This is a genomic window from Chryseobacterium sp. 7, from assembly GCF_003663845.1.
Lineage (GTDB): Bacteria > Bacteroidota > Bacteroidia > Flavobacteriales > Weeksellaceae > Chryseobacterium.
Genome location: NZ_RCCA01000001.1, coordinates 3,774,620 through 3,800,911, shown reverse-complemented (window position 1 = coordinate 3,800,911; position 26,292 = coordinate 3,774,620). Strand labels below are relative to the sequence as shown.

Annotated in this window: 22 protein-coding genes and 2 tRNA genes; 11 read left to right on the top strand and 13 right to left on the bottom strand. The window is 35.1% G+C overall.

All coding sequences use genetic code 11. The features are described from left to right. Positions 1 to 62 precede the first annotated feature (62 nt). Positions 63 to 1,169, top strand: coding sequence for an agmatine/peptidylarginine deiminase (locus tag CLU97_RS17420; RefSeq protein ID WP_121489055.1), 1,107 nt, complete (start codon positions 63 to 65; stop codon positions 1,167 to 1,169). Positions 1,170 to 1,401: 232 nt separating this feature from the next. Further along, on the top strand, positions 1,402 to 2,034 hold the full coding sequence (locus CLU97_RS17415) for an HdeD family acid-resistance protein (protein ID WP_121489054.1): 633 nt from the start codon (positions 1,402 to 1,404) through the stop codon (positions 2,032 to 2,034). Between the two features lie 84 nt (positions 2,035 to 2,118). Here the strand turns inward: CLU97_RS17415 and CLU97_RS17410 are convergent, their stop codons facing one another. The 3 genes from CLU97_RS17410 to CLU97_RS17400 form a co-directional block, all read right to left on the bottom strand. Continuing rightward, positions 2,119 to 3,657 (bottom strand): T9SS type A sorting domain-containing protein, encoded by a 1,539-nt coding sequence (locus CLU97_RS17410; RefSeq protein WP_121489053.1) that lies wholly within the window; start codon positions 3,655 to 3,657, stop codon positions 2,119 to 2,121. A gap of 94 nt (positions 3,658 to 3,751) precedes the next feature. Beyond that, a tRNA-Gln gene (locus CLU97_RS17405) sits at positions 3,752 to 3,822 on the bottom strand. Between the two features lie 166 nt (positions 3,823 to 3,988). Beyond that, positions 3,989 to 4,059: transfer RNA gene (locus CLU97_RS17400), tRNA-Gln, on the bottom strand. Positions 4,060 to 4,158: 99 nt separating this feature from the next. Between CLU97_RS17400 and CLU97_RS17395 the strand changes: the two genes are divergently transcribed. The 4 genes from CLU97_RS17395 (at position 4,159) to CLU97_RS17380 (ending at position 7,786) form a co-directional block, all read left to right on the top strand. After that, entirely contained in the window at positions 4,159 to 5,181 is a 1,023-nt protein-coding gene (locus CLU97_RS17395) for an AMP-binding protein (RefSeq protein WP_121489052.1), read from the top strand. 39 nt (positions 5,182 to 5,220) lie between these two features. Further along, positions 5,221 to 5,613: an alternative ribosome rescue aminoacyl-tRNA hydrolase ArfB gene (arfB, locus tag CLU97_RS17390; RefSeq protein WP_121489051.1), complete on the top strand. Its 393-nt coding sequence runs from the start codon at positions 5,221 to 5,223 to the stop codon at positions 5,611 to 5,613. Positions 5,614 to 5,980: 367 nt separating this feature from the next. Then, positions 5,981 to 6,361 carry a GreA/GreB family elongation factor gene (locus CLU97_RS17385; protein WP_121489782.1) on the top strand — a complete coding sequence of 127 codons (381 nt, stop codon included), beginning with the start codon at positions 5,981 to 5,983 and terminating at the stop codon, positions 6,359 to 6,361. A gap of 453 nt (positions 6,362 to 6,814) precedes the next feature. After that, on the top strand, positions 6,815 to 7,786 hold the full coding sequence (locus tag CLU97_RS17380) for a deoxyhypusine synthase family protein (protein WP_121489050.1): 972 nt from the start codon (positions 6,815 to 6,817) through the stop codon (positions 7,784 to 7,786). Between the two features lie 322 nt (positions 7,787 to 8,108). Here CLU97_RS17380 and CLU97_RS23790 read toward each other — a convergent pair whose 3' ends face one another. After that, positions 8,109 to 8,255: a hypothetical protein gene (locus tag CLU97_RS23790; protein ID WP_183084601.1), complete on the bottom strand. Its 147-nt coding sequence runs from the start codon at positions 8,253 to 8,255 to the stop codon at positions 8,109 to 8,111. 75 nt (positions 8,256 to 8,330) lie between these two features. Between CLU97_RS23790 and CLU97_RS17370 the strand changes: the two genes are divergently transcribed. Further along, positions 8,331 to 8,627, top strand: a complete 297-nt coding sequence (locus CLU97_RS17370; RefSeq protein ID WP_121489048.1) for an MGMT family protein — start codon at positions 8,331 to 8,333, stop codon at positions 8,625 to 8,627. 293 nt (positions 8,628 to 8,920) lie between these two features. Here CLU97_RS17370 and CLU97_RS17365 read toward each other — a convergent pair whose 3' ends face one another. Together CLU97_RS17365 and htpG are read right to left on the bottom strand one after the other, a co-directional pair. Next, positions 8,921 to 9,313 carry a helix-turn-helix transcriptional regulator gene (locus tag CLU97_RS17365; RefSeq protein ID WP_121489047.1) on the bottom strand — a complete coding sequence of 131 codons (393 nt, stop codon included), beginning with the start codon at positions 9,311 to 9,313 and terminating at the stop codon, positions 8,921 to 8,923. 350 nt (positions 9,314 to 9,663) lie between these two features. After that, positions 9,664 to 11,559 carry a molecular chaperone HtpG gene (gene htpG / locus CLU97_RS17360; protein WP_121489046.1) on the bottom strand — a complete coding sequence of 632 codons (1,896 nt, stop codon included), beginning with the start codon at positions 11,557 to 11,559 and terminating at the stop codon, positions 9,664 to 9,666. A gap of 154 nt (positions 11,560 to 11,713) precedes the next feature. On the opposite strand from htpG, the gene CLU97_RS17355 reads away from it, so the two are divergent. Together CLU97_RS17355 and CLU97_RS17350 are read left to right on the top strand one after the other, a co-directional pair. Beyond that, on the top strand, positions 11,714 to 14,614 hold the full coding sequence (locus CLU97_RS17355) for an alpha/beta hydrolase family protein (RefSeq protein ID WP_121489045.1): 2,901 nt from the start codon (positions 11,714 to 11,716) through the stop codon (positions 14,612 to 14,614). A gap of 154 nt (positions 14,615 to 14,768) precedes the next feature. Continuing rightward, a complete protein-coding gene (locus CLU97_RS17350; RefSeq protein ID WP_121489044.1) occupies positions 14,769 to 16,202 on the top strand; it encodes a hypothetical protein in 1,434 nt (477 codons plus the stop codon). Positions 16,203 to 16,519: 317 nt separating this feature from the next. Here CLU97_RS17350 and recA read toward each other — a convergent pair whose 3' ends face one another. The 3 genes from recA to CLU97_RS17335 form a co-directional block, all read right to left on the bottom strand. Next, positions 16,520 to 17,521: a recombinase RecA gene (gene recA, locus CLU97_RS17345; RefSeq protein WP_121489043.1), complete on the bottom strand. Its 1,002-nt coding sequence runs from the start codon at positions 17,519 to 17,521 to the stop codon at positions 16,520 to 16,522. A gap of 229 nt (positions 17,522 to 17,750) precedes the next feature. Next, positions 17,751 to 18,941 carry an oxygenase MpaB family protein gene (locus CLU97_RS17340; protein ID WP_228437772.1) on the bottom strand — a complete coding sequence of 397 codons (1,191 nt, stop codon included), beginning with the start codon at positions 18,939 to 18,941 and terminating at the stop codon, positions 17,751 to 17,753. 73 nt (positions 18,942 to 19,014) lie between these two features. Then, positions 19,015 to 19,815, bottom strand: a complete 801-nt coding sequence (locus CLU97_RS17335) for a response regulator transcription factor (RefSeq protein WP_121489041.1) — start codon at positions 19,813 to 19,815, stop codon at positions 19,015 to 19,017. A 144-nt stretch (positions 19,816 to 19,959) separates the two neighbouring features. On the opposite strand from CLU97_RS17335, the gene CLU97_RS17330 reads away from it, so the two are divergent. Continuing rightward, positions 19,960 to 21,816, top strand: coding sequence for a hypothetical protein (locus CLU97_RS17330; RefSeq protein ID WP_121489040.1), 1,857 nt, complete (start codon positions 19,960 to 19,962; stop codon positions 21,814 to 21,816). A gap of 67 nt (positions 21,817 to 21,883) precedes the next feature. Here the strand turns inward: CLU97_RS17330 and gap are convergent, their stop codons facing one another. From gap to CLU97_RS17310, 4 genes are all read right to left on the bottom strand, one after another. Further along, positions 21,884 to 22,888 carry a type I glyceraldehyde-3-phosphate dehydrogenase gene (gene gap / locus CLU97_RS17325; protein WP_047096698.1) on the bottom strand — a complete coding sequence of 335 codons (1,005 nt, stop codon included), beginning with the start codon at positions 22,886 to 22,888 and terminating at the stop codon, positions 21,884 to 21,886. A 32-nt stretch (positions 22,889 to 22,920) separates the two neighbouring features. Next, positions 22,921 to 23,907: a 6-phosphofructokinase gene (gene pfkA, locus CLU97_RS17320; protein ID WP_121489039.1), complete on the bottom strand. Its 987-nt coding sequence runs from the start codon at positions 23,905 to 23,907 to the stop codon at positions 22,921 to 22,923. Between the two features lie 83 nt (positions 23,908 to 23,990). Then, complete coding sequence (locus CLU97_RS17315; RefSeq protein WP_121489038.1) at positions 23,991 to 24,869, bottom strand: DUF4846 domain-containing protein; 879 nt, start codon at positions 24,867 to 24,869, stop codon at positions 23,991 to 23,993. Between the two features lie 63 nt (positions 24,870 to 24,932). Continuing rightward, positions 24,933 to 25,283 carry a winged helix-turn-helix transcriptional regulator gene (locus CLU97_RS17310; RefSeq protein WP_121489037.1) on the bottom strand — a complete coding sequence of 117 codons (351 nt, stop codon included), beginning with the start codon at positions 25,281 to 25,283 and terminating at the stop codon, positions 24,933 to 24,935. A gap of 95 nt (positions 25,284 to 25,378) precedes the next feature. Between CLU97_RS17310 and CLU97_RS17305 the strand changes: the two genes are divergently transcribed. Then, entirely contained in the window at positions 25,379 to 26,179 is an 801-nt protein-coding gene (locus tag CLU97_RS17305) for a DNA alkylation repair protein (RefSeq protein ID WP_121489036.1), read from the top strand. Positions 26,180 to 26,292: the final 113 nt, after the last annotated feature.

Here is a 26,292-nt window from a genome sequence, read left to right as displayed (position 1 = left end):
ATCACAAATTTTGAGACAGGTATTAAATTTCGTTGTATTTATAGGAAAGAAATTTTAATGATATGAAAAAATTATTTACACTCACTTTAGCATTAACCTTTGTAATCAGTATGGCACAGACAGATTATCATTTTCCCGAAGAATCTTCAAAGCATGAAGGAACCTGGCTGCAATGGCCACACCATTATCAGTTCGGAATGACTTATTGTAAAAGGGTAGAGCAGACATGGATAGATATGACAAAAGCCCTTCAGTCTGGAGAGAAAGTTCACATTATTGCTTATAATAATGAAGAAAAAAACAGAATTGTTAATCTTTTGGAGGAAAACAAAATTCCAATGACAAACATTGATTTCAGAGTGTATCCTACCGATGATGTATGGATCAGAGATAGCGGACCTATCTTCGTAAAAGATAACAAAGGAAACTTACTCATCGAAGACTGGGGATTTAATGCTTGGGGAGGAAATTTTGATTCCGAAAACTGTGATAAAATACCACAAAAGATAGGCACTGATCTGGGAATAAAAGTCATTAATCTGAATGAAGAAATGGTAAATGAAGGAGGAGCTGTGGAAACAGATGGAAACGGTGTTTTAATGGCTTGTAAGAGTTCAGTCATCAGTCAGAAAAAAGGAGCTACCAGAAATAAAGATATCACTCAGAAAGAAGCTGAGGAAATGTTTGAAACCTATTACGGAGTTTCCAAAGTAATTTGGCTGGACGGCGTAACGGGATTGGATGTTACCGATATGCATATCGACGGTTTTATGAAATTTAGTAATCAGAATACCATGATTACCATGAAAGAAGATGATCTTCTTGAGCTGGGGCTTTCAGAGAAAGATGTCAATACCCTTTATACAGCAACCAATGTAAATGGAAAAGAATACAAGAAAGTGTATGTTCCGGCCACTAAGAGCAGAGTGAAAACAGCGTATGGAAAGCAGCTGGAAGATAAAGGCTCCTATGTCAATTATTATGTAGCCAACAACGTGGTACTTGTTCCAAATTATGGAGATCCTAATGATACAATTGCGAACAAGATTATTCAGGATCAGTATCCGGATAGAAAAGTAATAGGAATAGACGTAAGAAACTTATATGAGAACGGAGGAATGGTACATTGTGTAACCCAGCAGCAACCCGCCGGAAATCCAGTAAAATAAATTCAAAAATTAAATAATATACTGTGCATCAGATGAAATCAATTCATAAATTGGCTTTATCTGATGTTTTTTATGAAAACAATTCTGAAAATTTGACACTTTCCCCGGTTATTTTCCGTATATTGGTAGGAGGTTATATTTCAAATTAAGGTGAAATTTATAATCTGTTTGAAATACCTGCGGATAAGCCGAAAACCGTTACAAAAAGTAGGCAGAACCAAAAAAGACACCTATGGCCAATTTATTTCAAACTCTTACCAATACTGTAAAACACTGGTACATTCCATTAATCTTCGGAATAATTTTCCTTCTCTGTGGTTTCTATGTATTCAGCGTACCTCTTGCAACGTATGTTACACTCTCTATTTTTTTCAGTGTTTCATTTTTATTCTCGGGAATTACAGAAGTTTTCTTTTCCTTACAAAACAGTAAGTCCTTACAAGGCTGGGGCTGGTTTCTGGTAAGTGGATTGCTAACGACTGCAATAGGAGTGTATCTTATCGCGAATCCTCAGATTTCCATGACAGTACTTCCGTTCGTGATTGGGTTTACATTGCTGTTCCGTTCCTTTCAATTATTGGGATTCGCATTCGATCTTAAAAGCATGAGAATAATGAGTTGGGGAAATGTAGCCCTTGCCAGTGTGGGAGGAATTATTTTTTCTCTGTTACTGATATTTAATCCGGTGTTTACAGGAATTTCATTAGTTACCCTTACCGGTGTTTCTTTCATTTTTATGGGAATAGCTTCCATTATGCTTGCTTTGGATTTAAGAAAAGTAAAAAAGATTCCGGGAAAAGTAAGTCAGGAATTAAGAGACAGAATCAAATCTATACAGGACGAGATTGATGATCTTAAAAAATAATAAATAATAAAATTGTATTGACCGAATAAATAAAACCATCCTAAAAAGGATGGTTTTATTTTATAATTAGACCAATGTTAGCTTTTATTTTTTTACTAATTTCAAAGACTGTCTGTCTCCTTTTTTAGCTTCAACCTGGATGATATAATTTCCTTTTTCTAATCTCTGAATGTTCATTTGTTCATTGAATTTTGAAGAACCGCTTTGAATTGTTTTTCCGGACAGGTCAAAAATGTTGTAATCAAAACTTTCGTTACTGTATTTCTTGTTTTGTATCGTAACGTTATCATTAGCCGGGTTAGGATAGAGGGTGAAATTATTGTTTTGATCTTTGGCAGAAACATTCTCCATTCCCAGGAAACCACTGTTAAACTTAGCCAAAAAAGATTTAGAGCCATACGTTACGCTGCCACCGGAATAGGCAAGAACAAGTGAGCCGTCATTAAGGTTAAATAACTTTTTCACATAATCAGCTCTTATGGATGCGGTGGGAGGAGCAGCCATGAAATATTGAAAACCAGTGCTGGAAGTAGTGTAATCCACGCTGCCATTAGCATTCAGTCTTGTGACGAATAATTGCTGAATAAGATTGGGAGTACCATTATACATGTTCATTAAGGCTCCCATTACTACTATTTTTGAATTAGGTAATACGGTAATTTGCCCTAATGTCAATTGCTGTGCAGTGTTAAAACTATAATCAGGTGTTCTTCCATTATTAGAGAATCCAGAAACAGAAGCACCGTCTGAAATTTGAATTTTAGACAAATAGAAAGTACCTCCATATGTAGTATTTTTTGTATGCAGCACTAAGATGGAATTATTGGCATAATCATATTCAAAATTTCTGATAACAGAGCCATCAGTATTAGGAATAAAAACAGCTCCATTATTACCAAATGTAGAATCGTAAGTACCATCAGGCAGCCTTCTTTCGATATAAGAGTCCTCGGTGTAGGTTAATGTGTTGGTTTTGGTACCTGCCATTACAAGTTTTCCGTCATTTTGTACGTAGAATTTTTTAGGATAAAATGTATTAAGTGGCAACTTCCCGTTGGTACCAAAATTAGAATCAATCACTCCATTAGAGTTTACTTTTACCATATAAGAACCTATGTTGGAAATAAGAAGGTAACTGTTTCCGTTCTGATCCACCGCAAAATCATCTGCTGTACCATTTTGACTTACAGATTGAGTGGTAAAACCATTGGTGCCAAAACTGGTGTCCAGGGATCCGTCCAGATTAATTCTCGTTAGAAACCAATCATATAAGCTGTGAGTAGGAGTGGCATTTACCCTTCCATAGATCAATATTTTATTATTATTTAAAATAATTTTTTTGATGGATTCGCTTTTATCAATGGTACTTGTGTCCATATTATAGTTTTTTGTTCCAAAATATGTATCAAGAATTCCACTTTGATTTACCTTTCTGATCGTGATAGAACCCGTGGATGTGGCTGTAATAAACTGACCATCCGGAAGCATGACGGCATCCGATGTCTCATAGAAATTATCATACATACAATAACCGCCATTTCCAAATGTAGTATCAAAACTAAAACTTTGGGCGTTAAAAAAAATGCTGATAATTGAAAAGAATAAAAAATATTTTTTTTTCATAAGGTTATAGTTTTTTTTATTGATTATCTCTTAGTCTGCTCAGAAACAAGAGTATAAAATAAAAACAAAAACCATTCTTAAAAAGAATGGTTTGTAGACCCACAGGGATTCGAACCCCGACTGACGGTACCAAAAACCGGAGTGCTACCGTTACACTATAGGTCTGTTTTATTTTGGTTTTGCAAATTTATATATTTTTTTCTTATTTACAAATACCTCTTTTGAAAATTCTTACTTTTTAAGGTGAAAAAGGGTAAAGTCTGAATTTTTCTATACCCCAATACCCTATCCATTCTAAAAACAAAAACCATCCTTAAAAAAGGATGGTTTGTAGACCCACAGGGATTCGAACCCCGAATGACGGTACCAAAAACCGGAGTGTTACCGTTACACTATAGGTCTGTTTTATTTTGGTGGTGCAAATTTAAAGCTTTTTTATTTATATACAAGAACTTTTTGATTTTTTTTTTAAATTTACTGTAGATTTTATTCACGGAAAATATGCTGATAGACTTCAATAATCTCAATATTAATCAATTATCTTTCAATACCGAATTTGAAAAGAAAGTGAAAATTTTTCTGGAAGAATGGTTTTCAGAAAAAAAAGGAGTAAATGTCCAGACATCAGGCTCTACAGGAGTTCCAAAAATTTTTGAAATTGAGAAAAAGAAAATGGTCAGCTCAGCAGTGATGACCTGTAATTTTTTGGGATTAAAAGAAGGTGATATCGCATTGCTCTGCCTGCCAGTAGAATATATTTCAGGTAAAATGATGATTGTGCGTTCTGTAGAGAGGAAATTAAAATTAAGAATTACCGATCCATCTTTAAAGCCTGTTGAAAATCTGGAAGAAGAAATCAATTTTTGCGCTATGACACCGCTTCAGGTAGAAAACTCACTTGAAAAACTTCACCTGATCAAAAATCTGATCATTGGAGGGGCTGCCGTCTCAGAAAGCCTGAAAAATAAAATTTTACAGATGAACCTTAGTCCTTCAAACCAGATTTTTGAAACCTACGGAATGTCTGAAACCCTTTCTCATATTGGCTTAAAACAATTAATGCCGGAGCAGGAAGATTATTTCACAGTCTTTGAAAATGTAACTATTTCTTTAGATGACAGAGGTTGTCTGAAGATTTTTGCACCCAATGTAAATGCTGAAGAATTACAAACTAATGATTTAGTTGATATTAGAAATGAAAAACAGTTTAAATTTCTTGGAAGAATTGACAATGTAATTAATTCAGGAGGCGCAAAAATTTTCCCGGAAACACTTGAAGCATTAGTGAAAAAAGAAATCCCGAACGAAGCTGTATTTGTGGGTTTGCCGGATGAAACTTTGGGACAAAAACTGGTACTTATTATTGAAGGAAATAAATCTGATGAGGTAATAAAGAAAATTACAGAAATGCCCTTTGAGAAGAGTTTCCACAAGCCAAAAGACATTATTTTTATCCGTGAAATTCCAAGAACACCTAATGGAAAAGTAAGCAGAATGGAACTCTATAAAAATATAAATCTCTAGTTTGGGCTTTTGATTCTAGTATCTCAAAATCTTTAAAAAATGAAAGACTTTTCAAAAGAACTCAATTTTAAAACTTCCCGCAGCAGTGGAGCGGGCGGGCAAAACGTTAATAAAGTAGAGACTGCTGTTACCGTACTTTGGAAAGTAGATGCATCAGAATTCTTTAATGATGATCAGAAAGTATTAATTCAGGATAAACTGAAAAACAGAATCAATGCAGATGGTCTTTTATTTCTCACAGTTTCTGAAAGCAGAACCCAGCTGATGAATAAAAATAAAGCCATTGAAAAAATAATCGAAATCGTCAACAAAGCGCTCATTGTTCCAAAAAAAAGAACTGCAACAAAACCATCAAAAGGACAGAAACAAAAAAGATTGGACAACAAGAAAAAACTTTCCGACAAGAAAGAAAACAGGCGTTTCAGGTTGTAATGTAAAACTTCATAGCTGATAAAAAAAATATTATAAAGCACTTCTCTAAGTATAGCTACTGCATTTCGTTTTTAAATCCTATCTTTGTTAGAGTTAATAATAATTGATAATGACCGCAACAATCTTTTTATCTGCACAACACCGCCGTTCAGGATTGCTGATGTCTTTACTTTATCGTCATACAGATTCTTTTCTGAAAAGTTCTAAGGACTTCATCATGTAGGCCCTGTCAGGATCCAAGACGGGGAATCACTTCCGATTTATTTATTACTTTTTGCAGTTTTCCATAGAAGAAGGCTGTTATATGCCTGGATTCTACATTGGATCATTGGGGATTAACTGCATCTTAATTTTAAAAAATGAAAAAATGTCCAATCATATTATTGTAACCACGGGAATTTATGATGCTATAAAAGATACACTCAGAAGAAAAAAAGTGAGTGCCGGAGAAGAAAAAAGACTTACTGAAGAACTTAGAAAAGCGAAACAGGTGCTGAGAAGAGATCTTCCTGCTGATATTGTAACAGTAGACAGAAAGGTAACGTTAAAAGACCACACATTAGATTTTGAACACGAATATATTTTTGTGCCGTCTACCAAAGCAAAGCTTAAGAAGAATAAACATTCCATTCTGTCGGATATTGCTCTGGCAGTAGTAGGATACAAGGTAGGGGATATCATAGACTGGCCTTTCAGAGAAGGAGAAAGGAAAATTGAGATTCTAAAAGTGGAAACCTGGGAAGGATAAATCTTTGTTGAATCGTATTAAGTTGAATTACAATAAAAGCGTGGCTCATTTTGGGCTGCGCTTTTTTATAAACTTAAAGGTTTAATTTTAATGTTGGAAAACGCAAAGTCGCAAATTTTTTGACATGGCTCCTGCTTTAAGGCGTAAGGATTTTATCTTCGAGAAAATTTTATATATAATTTGTTTTTTATAGCATGTTGATTTTTCGGATAATATAAAATAAAAATCTGTGCAATTTGTGCAAAAAATGATGGTTTCCCTTGCTGAAAATCTTCGATTTTCTTGCGCCTTACAATATTTACAAAGCTTTAAAATCCTTTGCGCCCTTGTATTTTCCAACAACTTATACCTTTCCATTTAACAAATGATAAAAAAATACACCTCTATCACACTTTCTTCAAGTGCTTTGACTGCATTCCGTTTTTAAGTTTTATCTTTGCAAAAATTTTAAAAATGAGCAAACCGATAACTGAGTTCATAGAAAAGTATTACCTGCACTTCAACGCAGCTGCATTGGTGGATGCTTCTAAAGGATATGTTGCACATCTTAAAGATGGCGGAAAAATGATGATTACTTTGGCAGGAGCAATGTCTACTGCTGAGTTAGGAAAGATTCTTGCTGAAATGATCCGTCAGGGAAAAGTAGATTTTATCTCTTGTACAGGGGCTAACCTTGAAGAAGATTTAATGAACCTTGTAGCACACTCTCACTATGAAAGAGTTCCTCATTATAGAGATTTAACTGCTCAGGATGAGTGGGATCTTTTAGAAAGAGGTCTGAACAGAGTTACAGATACTTGTATTCCTGAAGAAGAAGCTTTCAGAAGACTACAAAAACATATCGTAGAGATCTGGAAAGATGCAGAAGCTAAAGGAGAAAGATATTTCCCACACGAATTCATGTACAAAATGATCCTTTCAGGAGTATTGGAACAGTACTATGAAATTCCTAGAGAAAACTCTTGGATGATTGCTGCTGCAGAAGCCAATTTACCAATTGTAGTACCGGGATGGGAAGATTCTACAATGGGTAACATCTTCGCTTCTTACTGCATCAAAGGAGAGCTTAGGGCTACTACAATGAAATCAGGTATCGAATATATGACTTACCTTGCTGACTGGTATACTAAAAACTCAGGAGGAAAAGGAGTAGGATTCTTCCAGATTGGTGGAGGTATCGCAGGAGATTTCCCTATCTGCGTAGTTCCAATGTTGTATCAGGATATGGAAATGCATGACATTCCTTTCTGGTCTTATTTCTGCCAGATTTCTGATTCTACAACATCTTATGGTTCATACTCAGGAGCTGTTCCAAATGAGAAAATCACTTGGGGTAAACTGGATATCACTACACCGAAATTTATCGTTGAAAGTGATGCTACCATCTGTGCACCATTGATGTTCTCTTATATCTTAGAAAACTAAGAACAAAATTCTCACAAGAGATTACAATATTAGCGCTTCAATTCATTTGGAGCGCTTTTTATTTTAGGATTTGGAAATAGATTTGTTTTGAAAACCGAAACTATTTAAACCATTAAGAAAAATGAAGATGATAAGAATAATTAAGTTCCATCTTTGATGTAAAATAAAGGACAACGCTAAAAATAGCTTTAGTTATTCTCTAAATCTCTTAAAAACTAAAATGAACTTAACAGTTCAAATAAATAATGATCTACAATTGTGTTTTCATAATGTTCTGCACAAACATCTGTGAAAATCTGCGTTATCTGTGGGAAAATAAAAATCAATCCAATGAATTCACCAGCACAAAATAACGATACGCCAGAATTCCCTTTTCCATCTTAGTAAGATGATTGGGATCTTTACCACTCAATTTCGGGAGAACTTTTTTATTAAGCGCATTCAGCAGTTTGAAAAATGATTTTTTCATATCTTTATCTTTTAATGAAACATTACCGAGCTTAATAGAGTTCAAAAATGATGCAAAAAAAGATAATTGGCAGATATGGACGAGATTTTCAAACAACAGGTATACGAAGTAGCGAGACTTATTCCAAAAGGAAGAGTATCTACATATGGTGCTATAGCAAAGGCTGTTGGTTATCCTAATCATTCCAGGCATGTAGGAAAAGCGATGGGAGGCTGCCCGAAGGATGTTCCTGCTCACCGTGTCATTTCAAGCTCAGGAATATTATCTGTTCCGGAATTTCAACCTAAACTGGAAGAAGAAGGAGTTGTTGTGGAAAATCTTAGAATAAAAAATTTCAAAAAACTATTTTGGGATCCTTTGGAGGAATTATAAATTTCAAAGAATTTAAATCAAAGGATTTTTTTAACGCAAAGTTTTCATTTGTTTTCTTTAGTATGTAAGGAAGCAAAGCCGGAATCAATGAAATTGATTCTTTCTAAGTGAACGTATTACTTAAAGCTTCATCAGCGACAAAGTCGCAACTCTTTTCCTCCTGAAATGAAGCATAAGAATCATTAATCCTTTGCGTCAAAAAAGCTCTCACCTCAGAACCTTCCATCACAAAAAAAATGTCACTCAATAATTTAATATGAGTGACACTAATATTTTTATGGTTTAAAACCGTATTATTTCCTTCCCTTTGGGAGACCTTTCAGTTCTTCTTTCAGCCTTTCGTTTTCCTCCTTTAATAAAGTAATATAGTTTTGTAGGTTTTCAATGATAGCTCCCGGAATATTATCATAATTATTCTGGTTAGTAATTACTCCTGAAGAAGAAGATCTATCGTTAAATACAGGATGGTCATTATTAACAATTACTATTGGTTCCTCCTCTTCATAAATATCTTCTACCGGTACATTCAAAAAACGGGCAAGTTTTTCCCATTCATCCCTTACGATCCTTACATCACCGCTTTCTTTTCTGCTGTAATTGGATACATCTGTTGCGATAAAATCTGCTACCTGCTGCTGAGTATAGCCTTTTTGCTTTCTGATGACGCGTAATTTTTCTTTTTGCATGACCTACATTTTATACAAAAATGGCAAAAAAGCATAACCTGTACAATAAAAAATAGAAAAAATAGGTAGTAAAGAATAAGATTAAAGATAAAATGAAACTAAACTTAAAAATAGGAGTATTATTTTATTTAATTGTTGAAAATTTTCTTCACACTAGTCGTTTATTTTGCAATAACTTCCGACTGATCAAAGATTATGTGATAAGAGAATAAATTTAAACCTTATAGGTTTTAGAAACCTATAAGGTTTGTATTAGCAGCACACAATTTTATCAGAGGCAAAATCCTTGCATCTTTGCGTCTTCCAATCTCAAAAAAAGACTGCTTCAAAATGAAACAGTCTTTTGTAAATTATTTTTCAAGTTGCTTATAGCTTCTTTGTATAAAATCTGTCAGGTCTTTTCCTTTTAGTAAGTTTTGTGAAAGTTTTGCCAGATCCAGAGCATATTTGATTAAGCTTTCCTTCTCTTCAGCATTCTCAGTCTTTAAGATCTGATTGGAAAGCTCACTGTTCGAATTCACCACAAGATTGTACATCTCCGGGAAACCTCCCATTCCGAACATTCCACCTCCGCCTGTAGCCTGCATTTCCTTCATTCTTCTCATGAATTCTGGCTGGGTAATCGTGAACGGAGCATCATTGCTGTCAAGGTCTTCAAGCTGAACCGTAAACTTAGCATCCTGAATAGCCTCTTCTACATTCTTTTTTAAAGATTCTTTTTCGGTCTCATTCAGTTTTGAAATTACCGGCTCATCTTTTTTGATCAGGTTGTTTACATGATCCGCATCTACTCTTGCAAAAGAAATATTTTCCTTTGAAGTTTCAAGTTTCTGAATAACGTGTGAAATGATAGGAGAATCCAATAAAAGGACTTCATATCCTTTATCTCTTGCAGATTGAATGTAGCTGTGCTGTTCATCAGCATTGGTAGCATACAATACAACTAACTTATTATCTTTATCAGTCTGCATTGGTTTGATTTTCTCTACCAATTCATCCCAAAGGAAATATTTTCCGTCTGTTGTAGGATATAGAGTGAATTTATCAGCTTTTTCAGCAAATTTTTCTTCGGTAACGATTCCGTATTCAATAACTACTTTAATGTCATTCCATTTTTGTTCATAATCTTCACGGTTTTCGTTGATCAGAGATGCCATCTTGTCGGCTACTTTTTTCGTGATGTAAGAAGAAATTTTCTTTACAGCACCGTCTGCCTGAAGATAAGAACGGGAAACATTCAATGGGATATCCGGAGAATCAATTACCCCTCTCAGAAGCATCAGGAAGTCTGGAACAATCCCTTTTACTTCATCTGTTACGAATACCTGATTTTGGTATAATTGAATTTTATCTTTATCAATATTTAAATTATTGCTCAGTTTCGGGAAGAAAAGAACTCCGGTAAGGTTGAAAGGATAATCAACATTCAGGTGGATGTTGAATAATGGCTCTTCAAACTGCATTGGGTACAGCTCGTGGTAGAACTTCATATAATCCTCATTGGTCAGTTCACTTGGAGCAATTGTCCACGCCGGTACCGGATTGTTGATGATATTGTCAACCTCTTCCGTTTCAGCTACAGCATCCTCAGGAGCTCCTTCCGGTAAAGGAAGAGTATGTGTTTTTGTACCGAATTTAATTGGAACAGGCATAAATTTGTTATATTTTAATAACAATTCACGGATTTTTCCTTCTTCTAAAAACTCTACAGAATCCTCAGCAATATGAAGGATGATTTCCGTTCCTCTGTCCGTTTTGTCAGCAGTTTCTTCAAGCGTAAATTCCGGGCTTCCGTCACAGATCCAACGTACTGCCGGCTCATCTTTATAAGACTTTGTAAGAATTTCTACTTTTTCCGCCACCATAAATGCAGAATAGAATCCAAGACCAAAATGTCCGATAATTCCTGAATCTTTAGCAGAATCTTTATATTTTTCCAAAAACTCTTCAGCGCCTGAAAAAGCAACCTGGTTGATGTATTTCTCCACTTCTTCACCCGTCATACCAATCCCTTGGTCTATGATGCATAAAGTTTTCTGGTCTTTATCAATTTTAACTTCAAGTTTTGGATTTCCATATTCAACTTTTGCTTCGCCGATGCTTGTTAAATGTTTTAATTTTAGGGTTGCGTCAGTAGCATTGGAAATTAATTCTCTTAAGAATATTTCGTGGTCACTGTAAAGAAATTTTTTAATAAGTGGGAAAATGTTTTCCACAGATACATTAATATTTCCTTTAGTTGTCATATTTTATAATTTTTAATTTTCAAATATTTCTCAAAAAAAATACCATCCACAGGAATGTGACAGAATGACATTTTCTCGATTTATTATGAAACAGGTATATCATGTGGATTTTTCAAAGAAATATCTTACTTTTAATTCTTAAAATTCTTTAAAAATGAAGTTGAAATGTACAGTTTTTATTCTGCTCATCATGACCTGTTTTGTGTATGCGCAGAAAAAGCCTTTAGACCATTCTGTTTATGACAGTTGGCAAAATATCGGCTCGAGAAAAATCTCAAATGATGGTAAATGGGTTGCCTATTCTGTGGATGCTCAGGAAGGAAATCCCAACCTTTTTTTATATTCCGTTAAAAATAAGACCTCAAAGAAGTTTGCAAGAGCTACAAAAGTGAATTTTACAAATGATTCAAGGTTTGCTGTTTTTCAAATCCGTCCGGAGTATAAAGACATAAAGGCGGTAAAAGATAAAAAGCTCAAACAAAATAAATTAACAAAAGATAGTCTTGCTATCGTTGATTTTTTGAATGATAAAACAGAGAAAATTCCAAATGTAAAAGGATTTAAAACTCCTGAAAAAGCTGGCTCTTACGTTGCTTATCTTCTGGAAAATACAAAAGATAAATCATCAGATGACGGTTCTGATAAAGATGACGGAGACGAAAATAAAGATGAAGAGAAAAATGCAAAACCATTACAATTGGTAGTGCGAAATCTTTTGGATGGAAAAAGTAAAACATATGATAATGTAGTACGCTACGAGTTCAGTAAAAATGGAAAGCAGCTTGTTTTTGTGACTAAAAAGCCTGAAGAAAAGAGCAGCAAAGATAAAAAAGAAAAGAAAGATTCATTAGATAATAAACCTGAGGATAAAAAAGTTACGGACAAATCAAAACCAAAGAAATATACGCTTCAAACGGTACAGGTAATAGATCTGCAAAAAGGGACTGTCAATAAAGTTTCTGAAATGGAGGGAGATTTTTCGCAGTTATCTTTTGACGAAGAAGGAAACCAGTTGGCTTATGTAGGAACTTCTTCGGCGCAAAATGACCTGGTAAAATTGTATCAGTTGTACTACTTTAATTTTAAAGGAAACAAAAAAGAAATTGTTACCAATGAAAATGCTCAGATGAAAAAGAGCTGGGTAATTTCTGAAAATCGATTACCTATTTTCAGTAAAAACGGAAAACAGCTGTATTTTGGTGTTGCTCCAAAACCTATCGCAAAAGATACGGCAATGATTGCGAATGACCACGCGGTAGTAGATATCTGGAATTACAGAGATGATTATCTGCAGACAGTACAGCTAAAAGAGTTGAAGGATGATCTGAAAAAATCCTATGCCGCAGTAATGCAAACAGAAAAGCCGGATTTCTTTAGAAATATTGATGGGGAAGATCTGGACACTTTACGATTGGTGAACGAAGGAAATGCAGAATTTGCAATGGGTATTACAAGTCTTAATAACCGTATTTCTTCGCAGTGGGAAGGTTCAACAAAGAAAACGTACTTCCTGATTGATAATAAAACAGGGGAGCGAACAGAAGTTATTAAAAATCTGGATGGCGCTGTTGCTGTATCTCCACTTGGAAATTTTGTTGTGATTTTTGACAGAGAAAAAGGAAAATGGCTGAGCTATAATGTGAAAACAAAACAAACTCTTCCATTGAATACCGGCTTACCTGTTTCCTTCGTTGACGAGGAATTTGATATGCCGGATTTCCCGAATTCTTATGGAATCGCATCATGGACGGATAAAGATGAATCTGTTATTATCAGAGACCGTTATGATCTTTGGGAATTTTTCCTGAACGGTTCAAAAAAGCCAAGAAACATAACCAATGGATTTGGGCGTAAAAATAAAATAACATTCGATACTTACGATTTAGATAAAGATATTAAAAGTTTAAACAGAAAATCTCCCATTTATTTATCAGCATTTGATAATACAACTAAAGCGAACGGAATTTTCAAAACATCCATTCAGTCGAATGCTGATCCTGTAAAAATTCAAATGGAGAATGTTTGGGGATACAGGACTCTTCAAAAGGCGAAAAATGCTGAAGAATATATTTGGGTAAAAGAATCTTATACAGATTCTCCCGATATTTTTGCAACCTCAGATTTTTCAGAACAAGAAAAGCTGAGCAATACCAATCCGCAGCAAAGTCAATATAACTGGGGAACAGATGAATTGGTAAACTGGACAACACCAAAAGGACATTCTTCTACAGGAATTTTATACAAGCCGGAAGATTTCAATCCGAATAAAAAATATCCTATGGTTGTCTATTTCTATGAAAAACTTTCGGATAACTTAAACCGTTATGTGGCACCAGCTCCTACACCTTCAAGATTAAATATTTCTTATTTTGTGAGCAACGGATATCTGGTTTTCACTCCTGATATTTCCTATACAGACGGTTTACCGGGAGAATCTGCAATGGAGTATATTAATTCCGGAGTTGAAAAGTTAAAGCAAAATTCCTGGGTAGACGGAACTAAAATAGGAATTCAGGGACAAAGCTGGGGAGGTTATCAGGTAGCCTATCTTATTGCCCATACCAATATGTATGCAGCGGCATGGAGTGGTGCCCCTGTTGTCAACATGACTTCTGCCTATGGAGGAATCCGTTGGACTTCAGGAATGAACAGACAGTTTCAGTATGAAAAATCTCAGAGCAGACTAGGGAAGAACTTGTGGGAAGCTCCGGAGCTTTATATTAAAAACTCACCGCTTTTTACCATTAATCAGGTAAAAACTCCGGTAGTCATTATGAGTAATGATAAAGATGGGGCAGTGCCTTGGTACCAGGGAATCGAAATGTTTACCGCGTTACGCCGTCTCGGGAAACCTGTATGGCTTCTGAACTATAACGGAGATGATCATAACCTTATGAAACGCCAGAACAGAAAAGATATTCAAATCCGAGAACAGCAGTTTTTTGATTATTATCTGAAAGGAGCTAAAGCTCCGGTTTGGATGACAAAAGGAGTTCCAGCCACTCAAAAAGGAAAAGATTGGGGATTTGAGCTGACAGATGAGAAACCTAACTAATAAGATTCCGGCGGAGCTTTAGCTCCGCCGGAATTTTTTATTTCAAAATAAATTTTCAGAAAAATAAGGAAGAAGAAACTGACACAATGGCATTTTTTTATGATGGGTCTGTTGATCGCTTTTATTATATTTACCGCCAATTATAAATAACAGTATGGGAATCTTTGATTTTTTTAAGAAAAAGAATAACAATCAGGAAAATGTGAGTACTCCGGTTCAGGAAATGGAAATGCCGGAGGAAAAAATACTAGAGGAAGTGGCGGAGGAAGTTGTGGAAACAATACCGGAAATTCCTTCACAGCAGGTAGAAGAACCAAAAGTAAATGAAGAATTTGAAAAAATCAGGATTTATAACGATTATATCGTGTATTCTATCGCGCTTCAGTTAAGAGGAGAGTATACACCGCTTTCCGCTTTTGAAAAAGAAAATGGTGAGGTAGAAGGCTTTGCCTATATGGTGACTGAAGATGCCTATGCACTTCCTCCACAACAGGCAATTGCGCAGATGGAAGAAAAGTTTGAAACTGAGCTTCAGGCCGGAAAGATTAAATCTTATATGATTCTGTATCATTCTCAGTTTGATCATAACGGAAATCATACGCCGGCAATTCAGGAAGGCGATTTCAAGGGAATTTCTCTTGCATATCACTTTGCAGGTCACGATAAAGCAAAAACAGGTCTGCCTTATGTTTTCGAAAATCAGAATGTCACTTATAAAGGTTTTGCAGAGTTTTCTCATGAAGAGAATAATACAATCATGAATCATCAGTTAGTGGATGGTAGAGATTATTTCCCGAATACAGAGGGAATTGCAGCTCCGGAAATGACAAATGAAGCAGGAATTATTATCAGAAAGTCTAATATTCATAATCTTGTGAATACTTGGAGCGGGATTTTTGGCCACCAGAATTTCCAAACTAAAGATTACGGTCAATATCTTACAACTATTTTGATGCAGTCTACTGTTGCTGATCCTACGGGAGAAAGCAAAAACAAAACGGAATTTGAAGATGTAAGATTCAAAACAATTGTGACAGATGAACTTAGCACGATAATTCCGGAAGTAAAAACTGATTATACATTAGATTTTGAAACAAGATCAATCAGAGAATGGGAAAATGCATTAGATTTACAGGCGATTGTTGCGGGACCTGCCAGAAATACTTTTGGAGTTTGGTTTTTTGCTACAGATTATGCTGAAAACAAAAGTATATATCTTACACAGCCTCATTTGAAAGTAAATATAAGCGGAGTTGTTTTAATCCTTGATGTACATACCAATACTGATTTACCGGATGGTACTAAAATGAGTGAAGACTTCACAACCTATGTGCCAAGCCAGGATCTTCCTAATTATGCATGTTTTGATTTCATCGCTCAGCTTGTTGACTTTAAGGAAACAGCATTGCTTGATGATGGAAGCGTTAAAGGATATATTCTGAAGTTAAAGCTGATTACAAATGAAGAAAATGAAGACTTCTTTACGATTGATGCTTTTGTGAATAAAGAGAACATGAGAATGGAAACGCTTACCAAAGGAATGAAAGTAACCGGAGCCGTTCAGCTGCAGGGTAGAATTGCTGAATAATTTTTTTTAAATATAAAAACTTGAGGAGGTTGTTCTATGGAATGACTTCTTTTTTATTTCTAGTAATTAGTTTATGACTTAAACGCAAAAAAATAACAGTTCGAAAGCTGATCCTAAGGAAGCAAAGATTTACGACTTTGTCGCTGATGAAGTTTTGAGTAAATACATTCGCTTAGTAAAAATCAATAAAATTGATTCCAACCTTTGCTCTCTTAAAAATATGATAGTATGCAGATAAAAACTTTGCGTTAAAAAACAGAATCATTTAAAACAAAAAAGGCAATCGTAAGACTGCCTTTTCTATATTTTTCTGAAAACTATTTGTTTTTCATTTCTTCTTTAATCTTGTTTTCCAATTCCTCAGAAAGATCCGGATTCTCTTTTAAAACATCTTTTACAGCATCACGTCCCTGACCCAATTTAGTCTCTTCATAACTGAACCAAGAACCGCTTTTTTTCACAATTCCCATATCTACAGCAGTATCAAGAATTTCTCCTACTTTAGAAACTCCTTCACCATACATGATATCAAATTCTGCCTGCTTGAAAGGAGGTGCTACTTTGTTTTTCACAATCTTCACTTTCACACGGCTACCGATAGCTTCATCGCCTTGTTTGATAGGGGCGCTTGCTTTTCTGATATCAATTCTTACAGAAGCATAGAATTTAAGAGCATTACCTCCGGTAGTTGTTTCAGGGTTTCCGAACATTACACCGATCTTTTCTCTCAGCTGGTTGATGAAGATCACTGTACATTTTGTTCTTGAAATAGTAGCAGTAAGTTTTCTTAATGCCTGAGACATTAATCTTGCGTGAAGCCCCATTTTAGAATCTCCCATTTCACCTTCAATCTCTGCTTTTGGAGTAAGAGCAGCAACAGAGTCAATGACAACAATGTCAATAGCTCCTGAACGGATTAAGTTATCAGCAATTTCTAATGCCTGCTCACCGTTGTCTGGTTGAGAAATGATCAGGTTTTCAAGATCAATTCCTAATTTTGCAGCATAAGTTCTGTCGAAAGCGTGCTCTGCATCAATGAATGCAGCAATACCTCCTGCTTTTTGAGCCTCAGCAATAGCGTGAAGGGTCAACGTTGTTTTACCTGAAGATTCAGGACCATATATTTCAATGATTCTTCCTTTTGGATATCCGCCTATTCCTAAAGCAATATCTAAACCTAAAGAACCGGAAGGAATTACTTCAATAGTATTGTCTATAGATTCATCACCTAAAGTCATTACTGTTCCCTTTCCATATGTTTTATCTAGCTTGTCAAGCACTAAAGCGAGTGCTTTTTTCTTATCATCAATGTTACTCATCTCTATTAAAATAATTTCTCAAAAATACATAATTTATATGTCAAAAGCTAATATTATTTATTCTGGAAAGCTGTTTTTAGAGTTAAAAAATGATAAATTTTTATTACTGATCTTATTCATAACGAAGCACATGCGAAATGTGGTATCTAAAGTGTTTTTTTAATCTTCTTTACTAAATATGAGAAGGTGTTTTGTTAGAAATCTTTACGATTTCCAATCAAAAAATGCTTTAATGAAAATTTGAATTTTTAGTGATCGTAAGATAATCTTCCAAAACTTTCATCTGATCCTTATTACCTCTTTGGATTCTGGCTTTCCGACTGACAAGCTGATCATAAATTCTGTTGAAAAGTATTTTAGATTTTGGAAACAGGTTTCTGTAAGGAACTTCCGGAATTTGTAATCTTTTACAAACTTCATCATCCAAAAGAAACCAGGTACAGCAGACGTGCAGATACTTCAGATTTTTTCTCTGAAATTTATATTTTAAAATAGGGTTTTCCAGTGATTCATCTAAAAGAGAATGAGCCAGAAGAACAGAATCCTTATCCGATGGCGGCTGAACCGAAGTCCATAAATAAAAATACTCCGTTGCCTGTTTTTTATTGTCGGGAAGAAGCTGCTCCGGAATTCCCAAAAGATAGCCTACATATTTCCAAAGGTGAAAAATTCCCTGTTCCTCTTCGATGGAAAAGCGATTTCCTAATTTCTGAAGACTGTGAAGAAAAACCAAACTGAACCCGATATACGTTGCCATCATATCCCACGAATTAATGGGCTCTCCCCAGTTTTCAGAGTCCCAGCCTTGATAATGTTTTTTAATGGAAAGTCTTGCGTAAGAGTGAATCAAACGGGTTTTGATGGCAAATTCATAGCCCTTTGCATGAATTTCCAGTGCATTATATCGGGTAGCATTCACCCAAAAATCCAATGTTTCCGAAAGACGCTTTACGGCACCTTTTTTCAATGCTTCTGTTACAATAAGCGGTTTGTTGAGGTAAGCATAATCATAACCACCAATCAGACAATAATCTCTCAGGGAAATCAAAGAATCTAGGTTGCTTCTCATACAAAGTTCAGCACCGCTTTTAAGTAAATTATAATCTAACCATTCGGGGATTTTCTGGGTTTGGCTGAAAAGTTTTTTTACACTTTCAGGTACGGAATCTGTTTCCGAAACCCCATTTCTGATGTAATTCTCAATTTCTCTTGAAGCTTCGTGGAATTTTTTCGTGAAATAAATGTCTTTTACCACCTCGTCACCCGTTTCATCTATATGATGAAAATAAGGTGCAAATTTTTCAAATTTTTCAAAGCTCACTTCGGCTCCGGAAAATTCAATAAGCTGTTTTCCGTTACCTTTTTCCCAAAAATTCCTGAAATGGGGAGCATCTTTAAAACGGGGTTGTATCATGTTCATTCCTTTACCTATAAAAGTACAAGTTTTATGCTGAACTTCTTCGGTGAGATTTATCAGGATTGCCTATTGGTTTCTACAAATAACCCCATTCAAAGGTTTTTTTGATGAGTTCAGAACTGTTTTTGCAGTCAGATTTTCTTAAAATATTTTTCCTGTGGGTGCGAACCGTTTCTTCCGAAATATTCAGAAGATCAGAAATTTCACATGTTGAGTATCCTTTTGCAATACAATTGATGACTTCAACTTCTCTTTTGGTAAAAATGACGAAATTAGGCTCATGAGATTTATTGCTTCCCATCCATTGCATCTGGTGAAAATCTTCACGACCGTTAATTCCGGATACTAATACGACATAGGAGTTTTGATGGGTGATGTGTTCAATATTGGTATGGATGTTAACTGCCTGCAAGAGCCTGCCTTCTTCATCTTTATAGGTATGTAAAGCCTGGTGATGAAACAGTTCATAATTGCCTTTTGAGGTTCTCATTCTGAAACAGTAGCTGGTTTTCAGTTCCTGCTGATAATTAAAACCGTCTATTTCTTTTATTTTTTCTATAGACATTCTTTCTGCTTCCATTACAAATTCCAGATCATCGGGATGGATGAGGTCTATAATTTCTTTCAGATGTACAGGATATTTATTGAGGCCATGTATTGCTAAAATATCCTCATCGTGATCACAAGTGATAGTGCTGTCTGCAAAATTGATGACATAATAGTAGAATTTTCCGGGAGCAAAAATTTCTCCGATTATGTTTTCAATGGTAGGAACGGGTAATATTCTGTTGTTATTCTGTAAAATTTCAGGATAGTCATTCCAGACCTTAATAAGGGGATGAGGTTTTTTTGCGTGAGTCAGGTATTTTTTCTTCATTGGTTAATGTTTTCTTAAAAATAATAAAATTATGTTAAATAAAATCACCCTTTTGTGGTATTTCGTGTGGCAGGAAAGTATTGTAGTTTTAAATAACAACTAATGACCATTTCAAAAAAAATTTAATCTGAAAAATAAATAGCCATGAAAACAAAAATTTATCTTTTTCTTGTTGTTATCTACCCATTTTTATTTTGGGGACAAAAACAAAATGAAATCCAACCGGCAGCTAAAGAAAAATTACCAAAGGTATATATAGCTCCTAAGACTGAATTTGTTATATATGATCTTAAGAAAGGAAAGTATAAAAAAGATACTGTAAAAAAGAAGTCAAGTATGTATATTGATTCAACACAGCATATTATTTACGATTTTCAAATAGGAGACTATTCGAAAGATATTCATAAAATAAGAGCACATACACCTGTTGTTTTTAAAATAAAGAATGTTAACCCATTTGTTTATAAGATAACAATTACCCCAAAAGATTCTATAGTTGGCGAATCTAAATTTGATAAAGAATTTATGAATTTTTTTACTGAAAAAGAATTACAAAAAGGTGAAGACAAACTTTCTCAGGAACAGACTGATGCTAGCAATAATGCTCCTAAGCAGGCAGAAGTAATTGTAAATAACGATTTGAAAGGTAATTCTACCGAGAAAAAAGAAAATGGAAAGGCAATTTCTGCAATCGGACAAAATCAGATATTAAATCAGGAAAATCAAAAATCAAAAAATGCTATGGTAATGGCTTTAAGTCAATTAGATTCTTTTGGAATCGATATACTGCGTAAAAATAAAATATCAGTTGCAGAAAGAATTCTAGAAGTAAAGAAAAGTAATGATACCGTTTCTGTAGAGCGTTTAGGGAAGTTAGTTTCTGTATACAACGAAAATAAAAGTAAAATTGAGGATAATAATTCCAAAATAAAAAGTAATGAAGGTCTTATTAATGAAAAGACTAAAGAGTACCAAATTTTATTAGAAGATTTCAACAAAAAATATAAAAATTTTATTGGTGATTGTCGCTACATTTTCGGTTTATTACGTATTACAAAAAAGGTAAATACGATTTCGGAAATACCTGATCTTGATTCGTTAAAATATATAAGAGATTATCAAGCACAAATACAAGCAAGTTCAAAAGAATTATTATCTGGAATAACGCAAATTGATGAGTATAAAAAAAGTTTTTCGGAGTTGAGTGATGCATATGTGAAATTGGTAACCATGAATAATTTGGATCTTATTATGGAAAAAAGTGGTATAGATAAAATTCTTTCTTATCCAAAATTTCAGAAAGAAAAGGCAGATCAGCTTAATATGTGGTTTGTGAAATATCATTCTGATGAAGTTATAAGGCAAGCATTTTCAATAACAACTCAATTGGAAAATTTGGAAAACTATACTGTAAAGTCAGAGCCTTTTCAACCCGAGAATGATATGGTTGAGTTTAAGATTAATATTGAACTTCGAGATAAGACTAAACCTCCCAAAAATGATAAATCAAGAAAGTTCACATATAGACAACCAATTTATGGTGGAACCCGTGTAGATTTTAGTTTGGGATTAGCAGCTGCCTATTACGGAAATGTTTCTCGTTATGAAATAGGTCTTGATAATAAACTTACAACTTTTGAAAAGAAGTTTGTTTCTTCGTCACTTGTTGGGATGGTTACCATGAGTTATAGAAGAACGGGTTATATAGCCTATGGAGGAAGTGCAGGAATGGGTTTAGATGTTGTTGGTGGTAAAATACAAATATCAAATTTTTTCATTGGACCAACAATGTTGATTGGTAAAAAAGATAGGATATTTTTCACTTTGGGTGCATCATTAAAAAATGTAAGAGAATTGAAAGATGGTTATTTAGGTCTTCAAGTGCCTGCGGCTGATGATTTAACATCTTATTCTAGAGATAAATATAGAGTAGGTATATTTGCATCACTCACCTACAGTCTTACAAGGGATGCAAGAGCATTAATTAAAAATCTGCGATAGCTAACTATAACAAAAAAAACCTTCCCATCGGGAAGGTTTTATATTATTGCTTATCGCTTATTATTGCTTATAAAGAAGCAGCGTGTACAAGCATATCAACTAACTTGTTAGAGTAACCCATTTCGTTGTCATACCAAGAAACAAGCTTCACAAAGTTAGGAGAAAGCATGATACCAGCATCTTTGTCGAAGATAGAAGTTCTCTTATCTCCTACGAAGTCCTGAGATACTACAGCTTCCTCAGTATATCCTAGGATACCTTTCAATTCACCTTCAGAAGCAGCTTTGATTACTGAACAGATTTCTTCATAAGAAGCAGCCTTTTCAATTCTCACTGTTAAATCTACTACAGAAACGTCAACAGTTGGTACTCTGAAAGACATACCAGTTAATTTTCCGTTTAGTGAAGGGATTACTTTTCCTACCGCTTTAGCAGCACCTGTAGAAGAAGGGATAATGTTGTTTAGAGCAGCTCTACCACCTCTCCAGTCTTTCATTGAAGGACCGTCAACAGTTTTCTGAGTAGCTGTTGTAGCGTGTACAGTGGTCATTAAACCTTCTACGATTCCAAAGTTATCGTGGATTACTTTAGCTAGAGGAGCTAAACAGTTTGTAGTACAAGAAGCGTTTGATAAGATTTTGATATCATCAGTAAGTTCCTTGTGGTTTACACCCATTACGAACATTGGAGTATCATCTTTAGAAGGAGCAGAAAGGATTACTTTCTTTGCACCTGCAGTAATGTGTTTTGCAGCGCTTTCTTTATCTAAGAATAAACCTGTAGATTCTACTACGTAATCTGCACCGATTTCATTCCACTTTAGGTTGCTTGGATCTTTTTCAGCAGTTACTCTGATTTTTTTCCCGTTTACTACAAGATCATTTCCTTCTACAGAAACTTCACCTGGGAAAATACCGTGTACAGAGTCATATTTTAACATGTAAGCCATGTATTCTGCATTGATTAGGTCATTGATTCCTACAACTTCAATGTTGTCTCTTTCAGTCATTGCTCTGAAAACAAGACGTCCAATTCTACCAAAACCGTTGATACCTACTTTAATTGTTGACATAATAGTTTGTTTTTATTAGATTATAAAAATAATTAGATTGCTAAAATTTTTGAAATCAGTAAAAGATCTTCATTGATTTCGTTATGTTTTTTAATGGCTTCTTCAATCGGCGTATACGTTAGATCATTAGAACGCATTCCTGCCATTACATTGGTTTGTCCTTCCATGAGTCCTGTTACAGCACCATATCCTAGTCTGCTTGCCAAAACTCTGTCTGCACAGCTTGGAGAACCTCCTCTCTGCATATGTCCCAAAATGGCTACACGAATGTCATAATCCGGGAATGTATTTTTTGTTTTTTCTGCAAGTTCATACACATTGGCCAGTTTTTCACCTTCTGCAACCACCACAATGCTTGATGCCTTTCCTGTTTTTTCTGCATTCCGGAATTTTGCAAAAAGTTCATCAATACTGTCTTTTTTCTCAGGAATTAAAATATCCAAAGCTCCTGTTGCCAATCCACTGTTTAATGCAATAAAACCGGCATCACGACCCATTACTTCCACAAAGAAAACTCTGTTGTGGGAAGTTGCCGTGTCACGGATTTTATCAATGGCGTCCATGGCAGTATTCAATGCAGTATCATAACCGATGGTATTATCTGTCCCGAAAATATCATTGTCAATAGTTCCCGGGATACCGATTACTCTGATTCCGAATTCTTCGTTAAAGATTTTGGCACCGGTAAAAGTTCCGTCTCCTCCAATACATACCAATCCGTCTATTCCAAGCTTTACACAGTTGTCGTAAGCTTTCTGACGGCCCTCTTTGGTTCTGAATTCAGCGGATCTGGCAGATTTTAGAATCGTTCCACCCTGGTTGATTATATTTTTTACGGAACGTGCTCCCATTCTCAGGAAATCATCGTTGATAAGGCCATTGTAACCTTCTCTTACTCCGTAACATTCGATATTATAGTAATTGGCGGTTCTTACTACCGCTCTTAATGCCGCATTCATACCCGGAGAGTCACCTCCTGAAGTAAGAACTGCAATCTTTTTTACAGCACTCTCTTTCATCAAGTAAAAAATTTCGAACACAAATTTACAAAAACAAGTTCAGATTATCGTAGTAACTTTCCAATAGTTTTGAATATAAATTATTAAAAGCTTCTGAAGTTTGTAGGTTTAAAAAAATATCGCGCAGTTTTTGTTTCCGCAGCATTCACGTCAAGATCGTACCAGGGCGTAAAATAGGGATTAAACGGATTGGAAAGTACATGAGCCGACTGAGCCGGTGTAAATCCCTCACTCAATAAAAATAATCTTTCTCCTTTCTGATTTTCGCAGACCCCGGAAATAAAAACGATATGTCCCGGACTGCCTGGTGTAATCAGAATATCTCCCGTTTTCAGATCAGAATTCCTCATTACAGGCTTTGTTTCTTTGTTTAATGAAATCGTTCCGGCATAATTAAAAATCAGATCCAGATAATTTCTGAAACTCTCATAAGAATCATCAAAAGTTGCAATTTTTCTGAAGTTGACTGAATTTCCATTAACAAAAGCTCTCGTTCCGTTTTTATAATCGTTCCAGCTGAGAAGATCACCGCTTGTAAAATGAAATTTAATCTCGTCAAATTTTTTCGACTTATAAAGATATTCAGCCCTTATCCGGATGGCGGCATCAGCACATTGCTGCAAATCTTTATTTCCGGTGTCTATATCAAAAACAGCTTCATGAAGATGCTGGGTAGAAATAGGCGTCCCATCATATTTTACAATCTGGCTGCCGTAAGGTTTCAATTTAAAATTTTCGATAAAATGCCCGAAAGAATCTGGTTTTTCTTCAACCCATTCATAGCCTTCTGGCGGAGAAAATCTTTCCCGGATGGTATTTTTATCTTTATGAATCTTTAAAGAATTTTCTGTGATTAAATGTTCGTTCTTATCTGGCTCGGCTAGCTGGCGATCTGATGATTTTTCTTTTATACAGCCTGTGAGAATTAAAAACGCTGCGATTCCGGTGATAATATTTTTCATGTGTTTTTAGTGAACACAAATATCATTTTTTTTCGCTTACCTGCCAATATATTACAGGAAAACTTATGGGTTCAGTAGTTCATCTTTCTCAGGAATCAACAGTTTTCCCCAATCATTCAGCTGCCAGAGGATTTCCACCAGTTTTTCGCCCAGTTCTGTCAGTGTGTATTCTACCCTTGGAGGGAGTTCATTAAAAGATTGTTTTGTTAAGATACCATCTTCCACCATTTCATTCAGCTGCTGATTGAGAACTCTCCTGTCAAGCTTAGCAATACCCCGCAAAAATTCACTGGGACGTTTTTTCCCTTCATTAATCTGCCAGACGATAGGAATTTTCCATTTTCCACTAATGGTATTCACTGCAACTTCCAATGGACAAATTTTATTTTCTTCAGCTCTTTCGTTTGTTTCCATAAAATTGACTTTTTTATCCCTATGGGTGAAAAATATGCGGTATTGTTTTTGTGCGCCTACTTTCAGACTTTTGTAAAGATAATCATTAAAATAGTATGGCAGAAAAACGAAAAGGAGCCCGTTCCATCAAAGATATTCCACCAGATATTCTGGAGAAGCTGAACAGAGGAGAAATTGAAACCGCCAATCTTACAGAATGGCTGGCAGTAGATCAAAGGCTGCTGCTGGAAAATTTACTATTGCAGAATAATCGTAAAGATTACCTGAAACCGATTTTAGAAAATGTAGACCAGCTGAAAAAACAAACGGTGAATACCATTAATGAAACCATCGGAATTGGCCTGCTTCATCTGGCTGTAAAAAATAAAGATGATGAATTTCTTATGAAGCTGGCAACCCATCCGGCAGATCTTGTACGGTGTTGGGCAGCTTATACCATTGGAAGAAATAATGATTTAAAACTAAAAGAAAAATTAGATAAAATTCAGTCATTTGCTTCTGATTCCCATTTTGGAGTGAGAGAAATCTGCTGGATGGCTGTACGTCCGGATATTTCCAAAAATCTGGAGGAAAGTTTATCTGTTTTATCAGAATGGACAATGCATGAGAATGAAAATGTGAGACGTTTTGCCAGCGAATCTACAAGACCTAGAGGAGTCTGGTGCGAGCATATTAATGTTTTAAAACAAAATCCGGGACTTGGATTGGAAATTCTGGAACCTTTACGATCCGATTCATCCCGATATGTACAAGACAGCGTTGGAAATTGGCTCAATGATGCCAGTAAGTCACAACCTGAATTTGTAGTGGAAATCTGTGATGAATGGCTTCGGGAAAGTCCAACAAAAGAAACACAGTACATCGTTAAAAAAGCCCTGCGAACCCTTAAAAAGTAAGAGTTATCCACAAAAAATGAATGCAGATATAATTCGTTATCGCATACATTACATATTTTCAGACTTTTAAAAACCATTTTTCTTCGTTGGGTAGGTAATATTCTGCTCTTTTT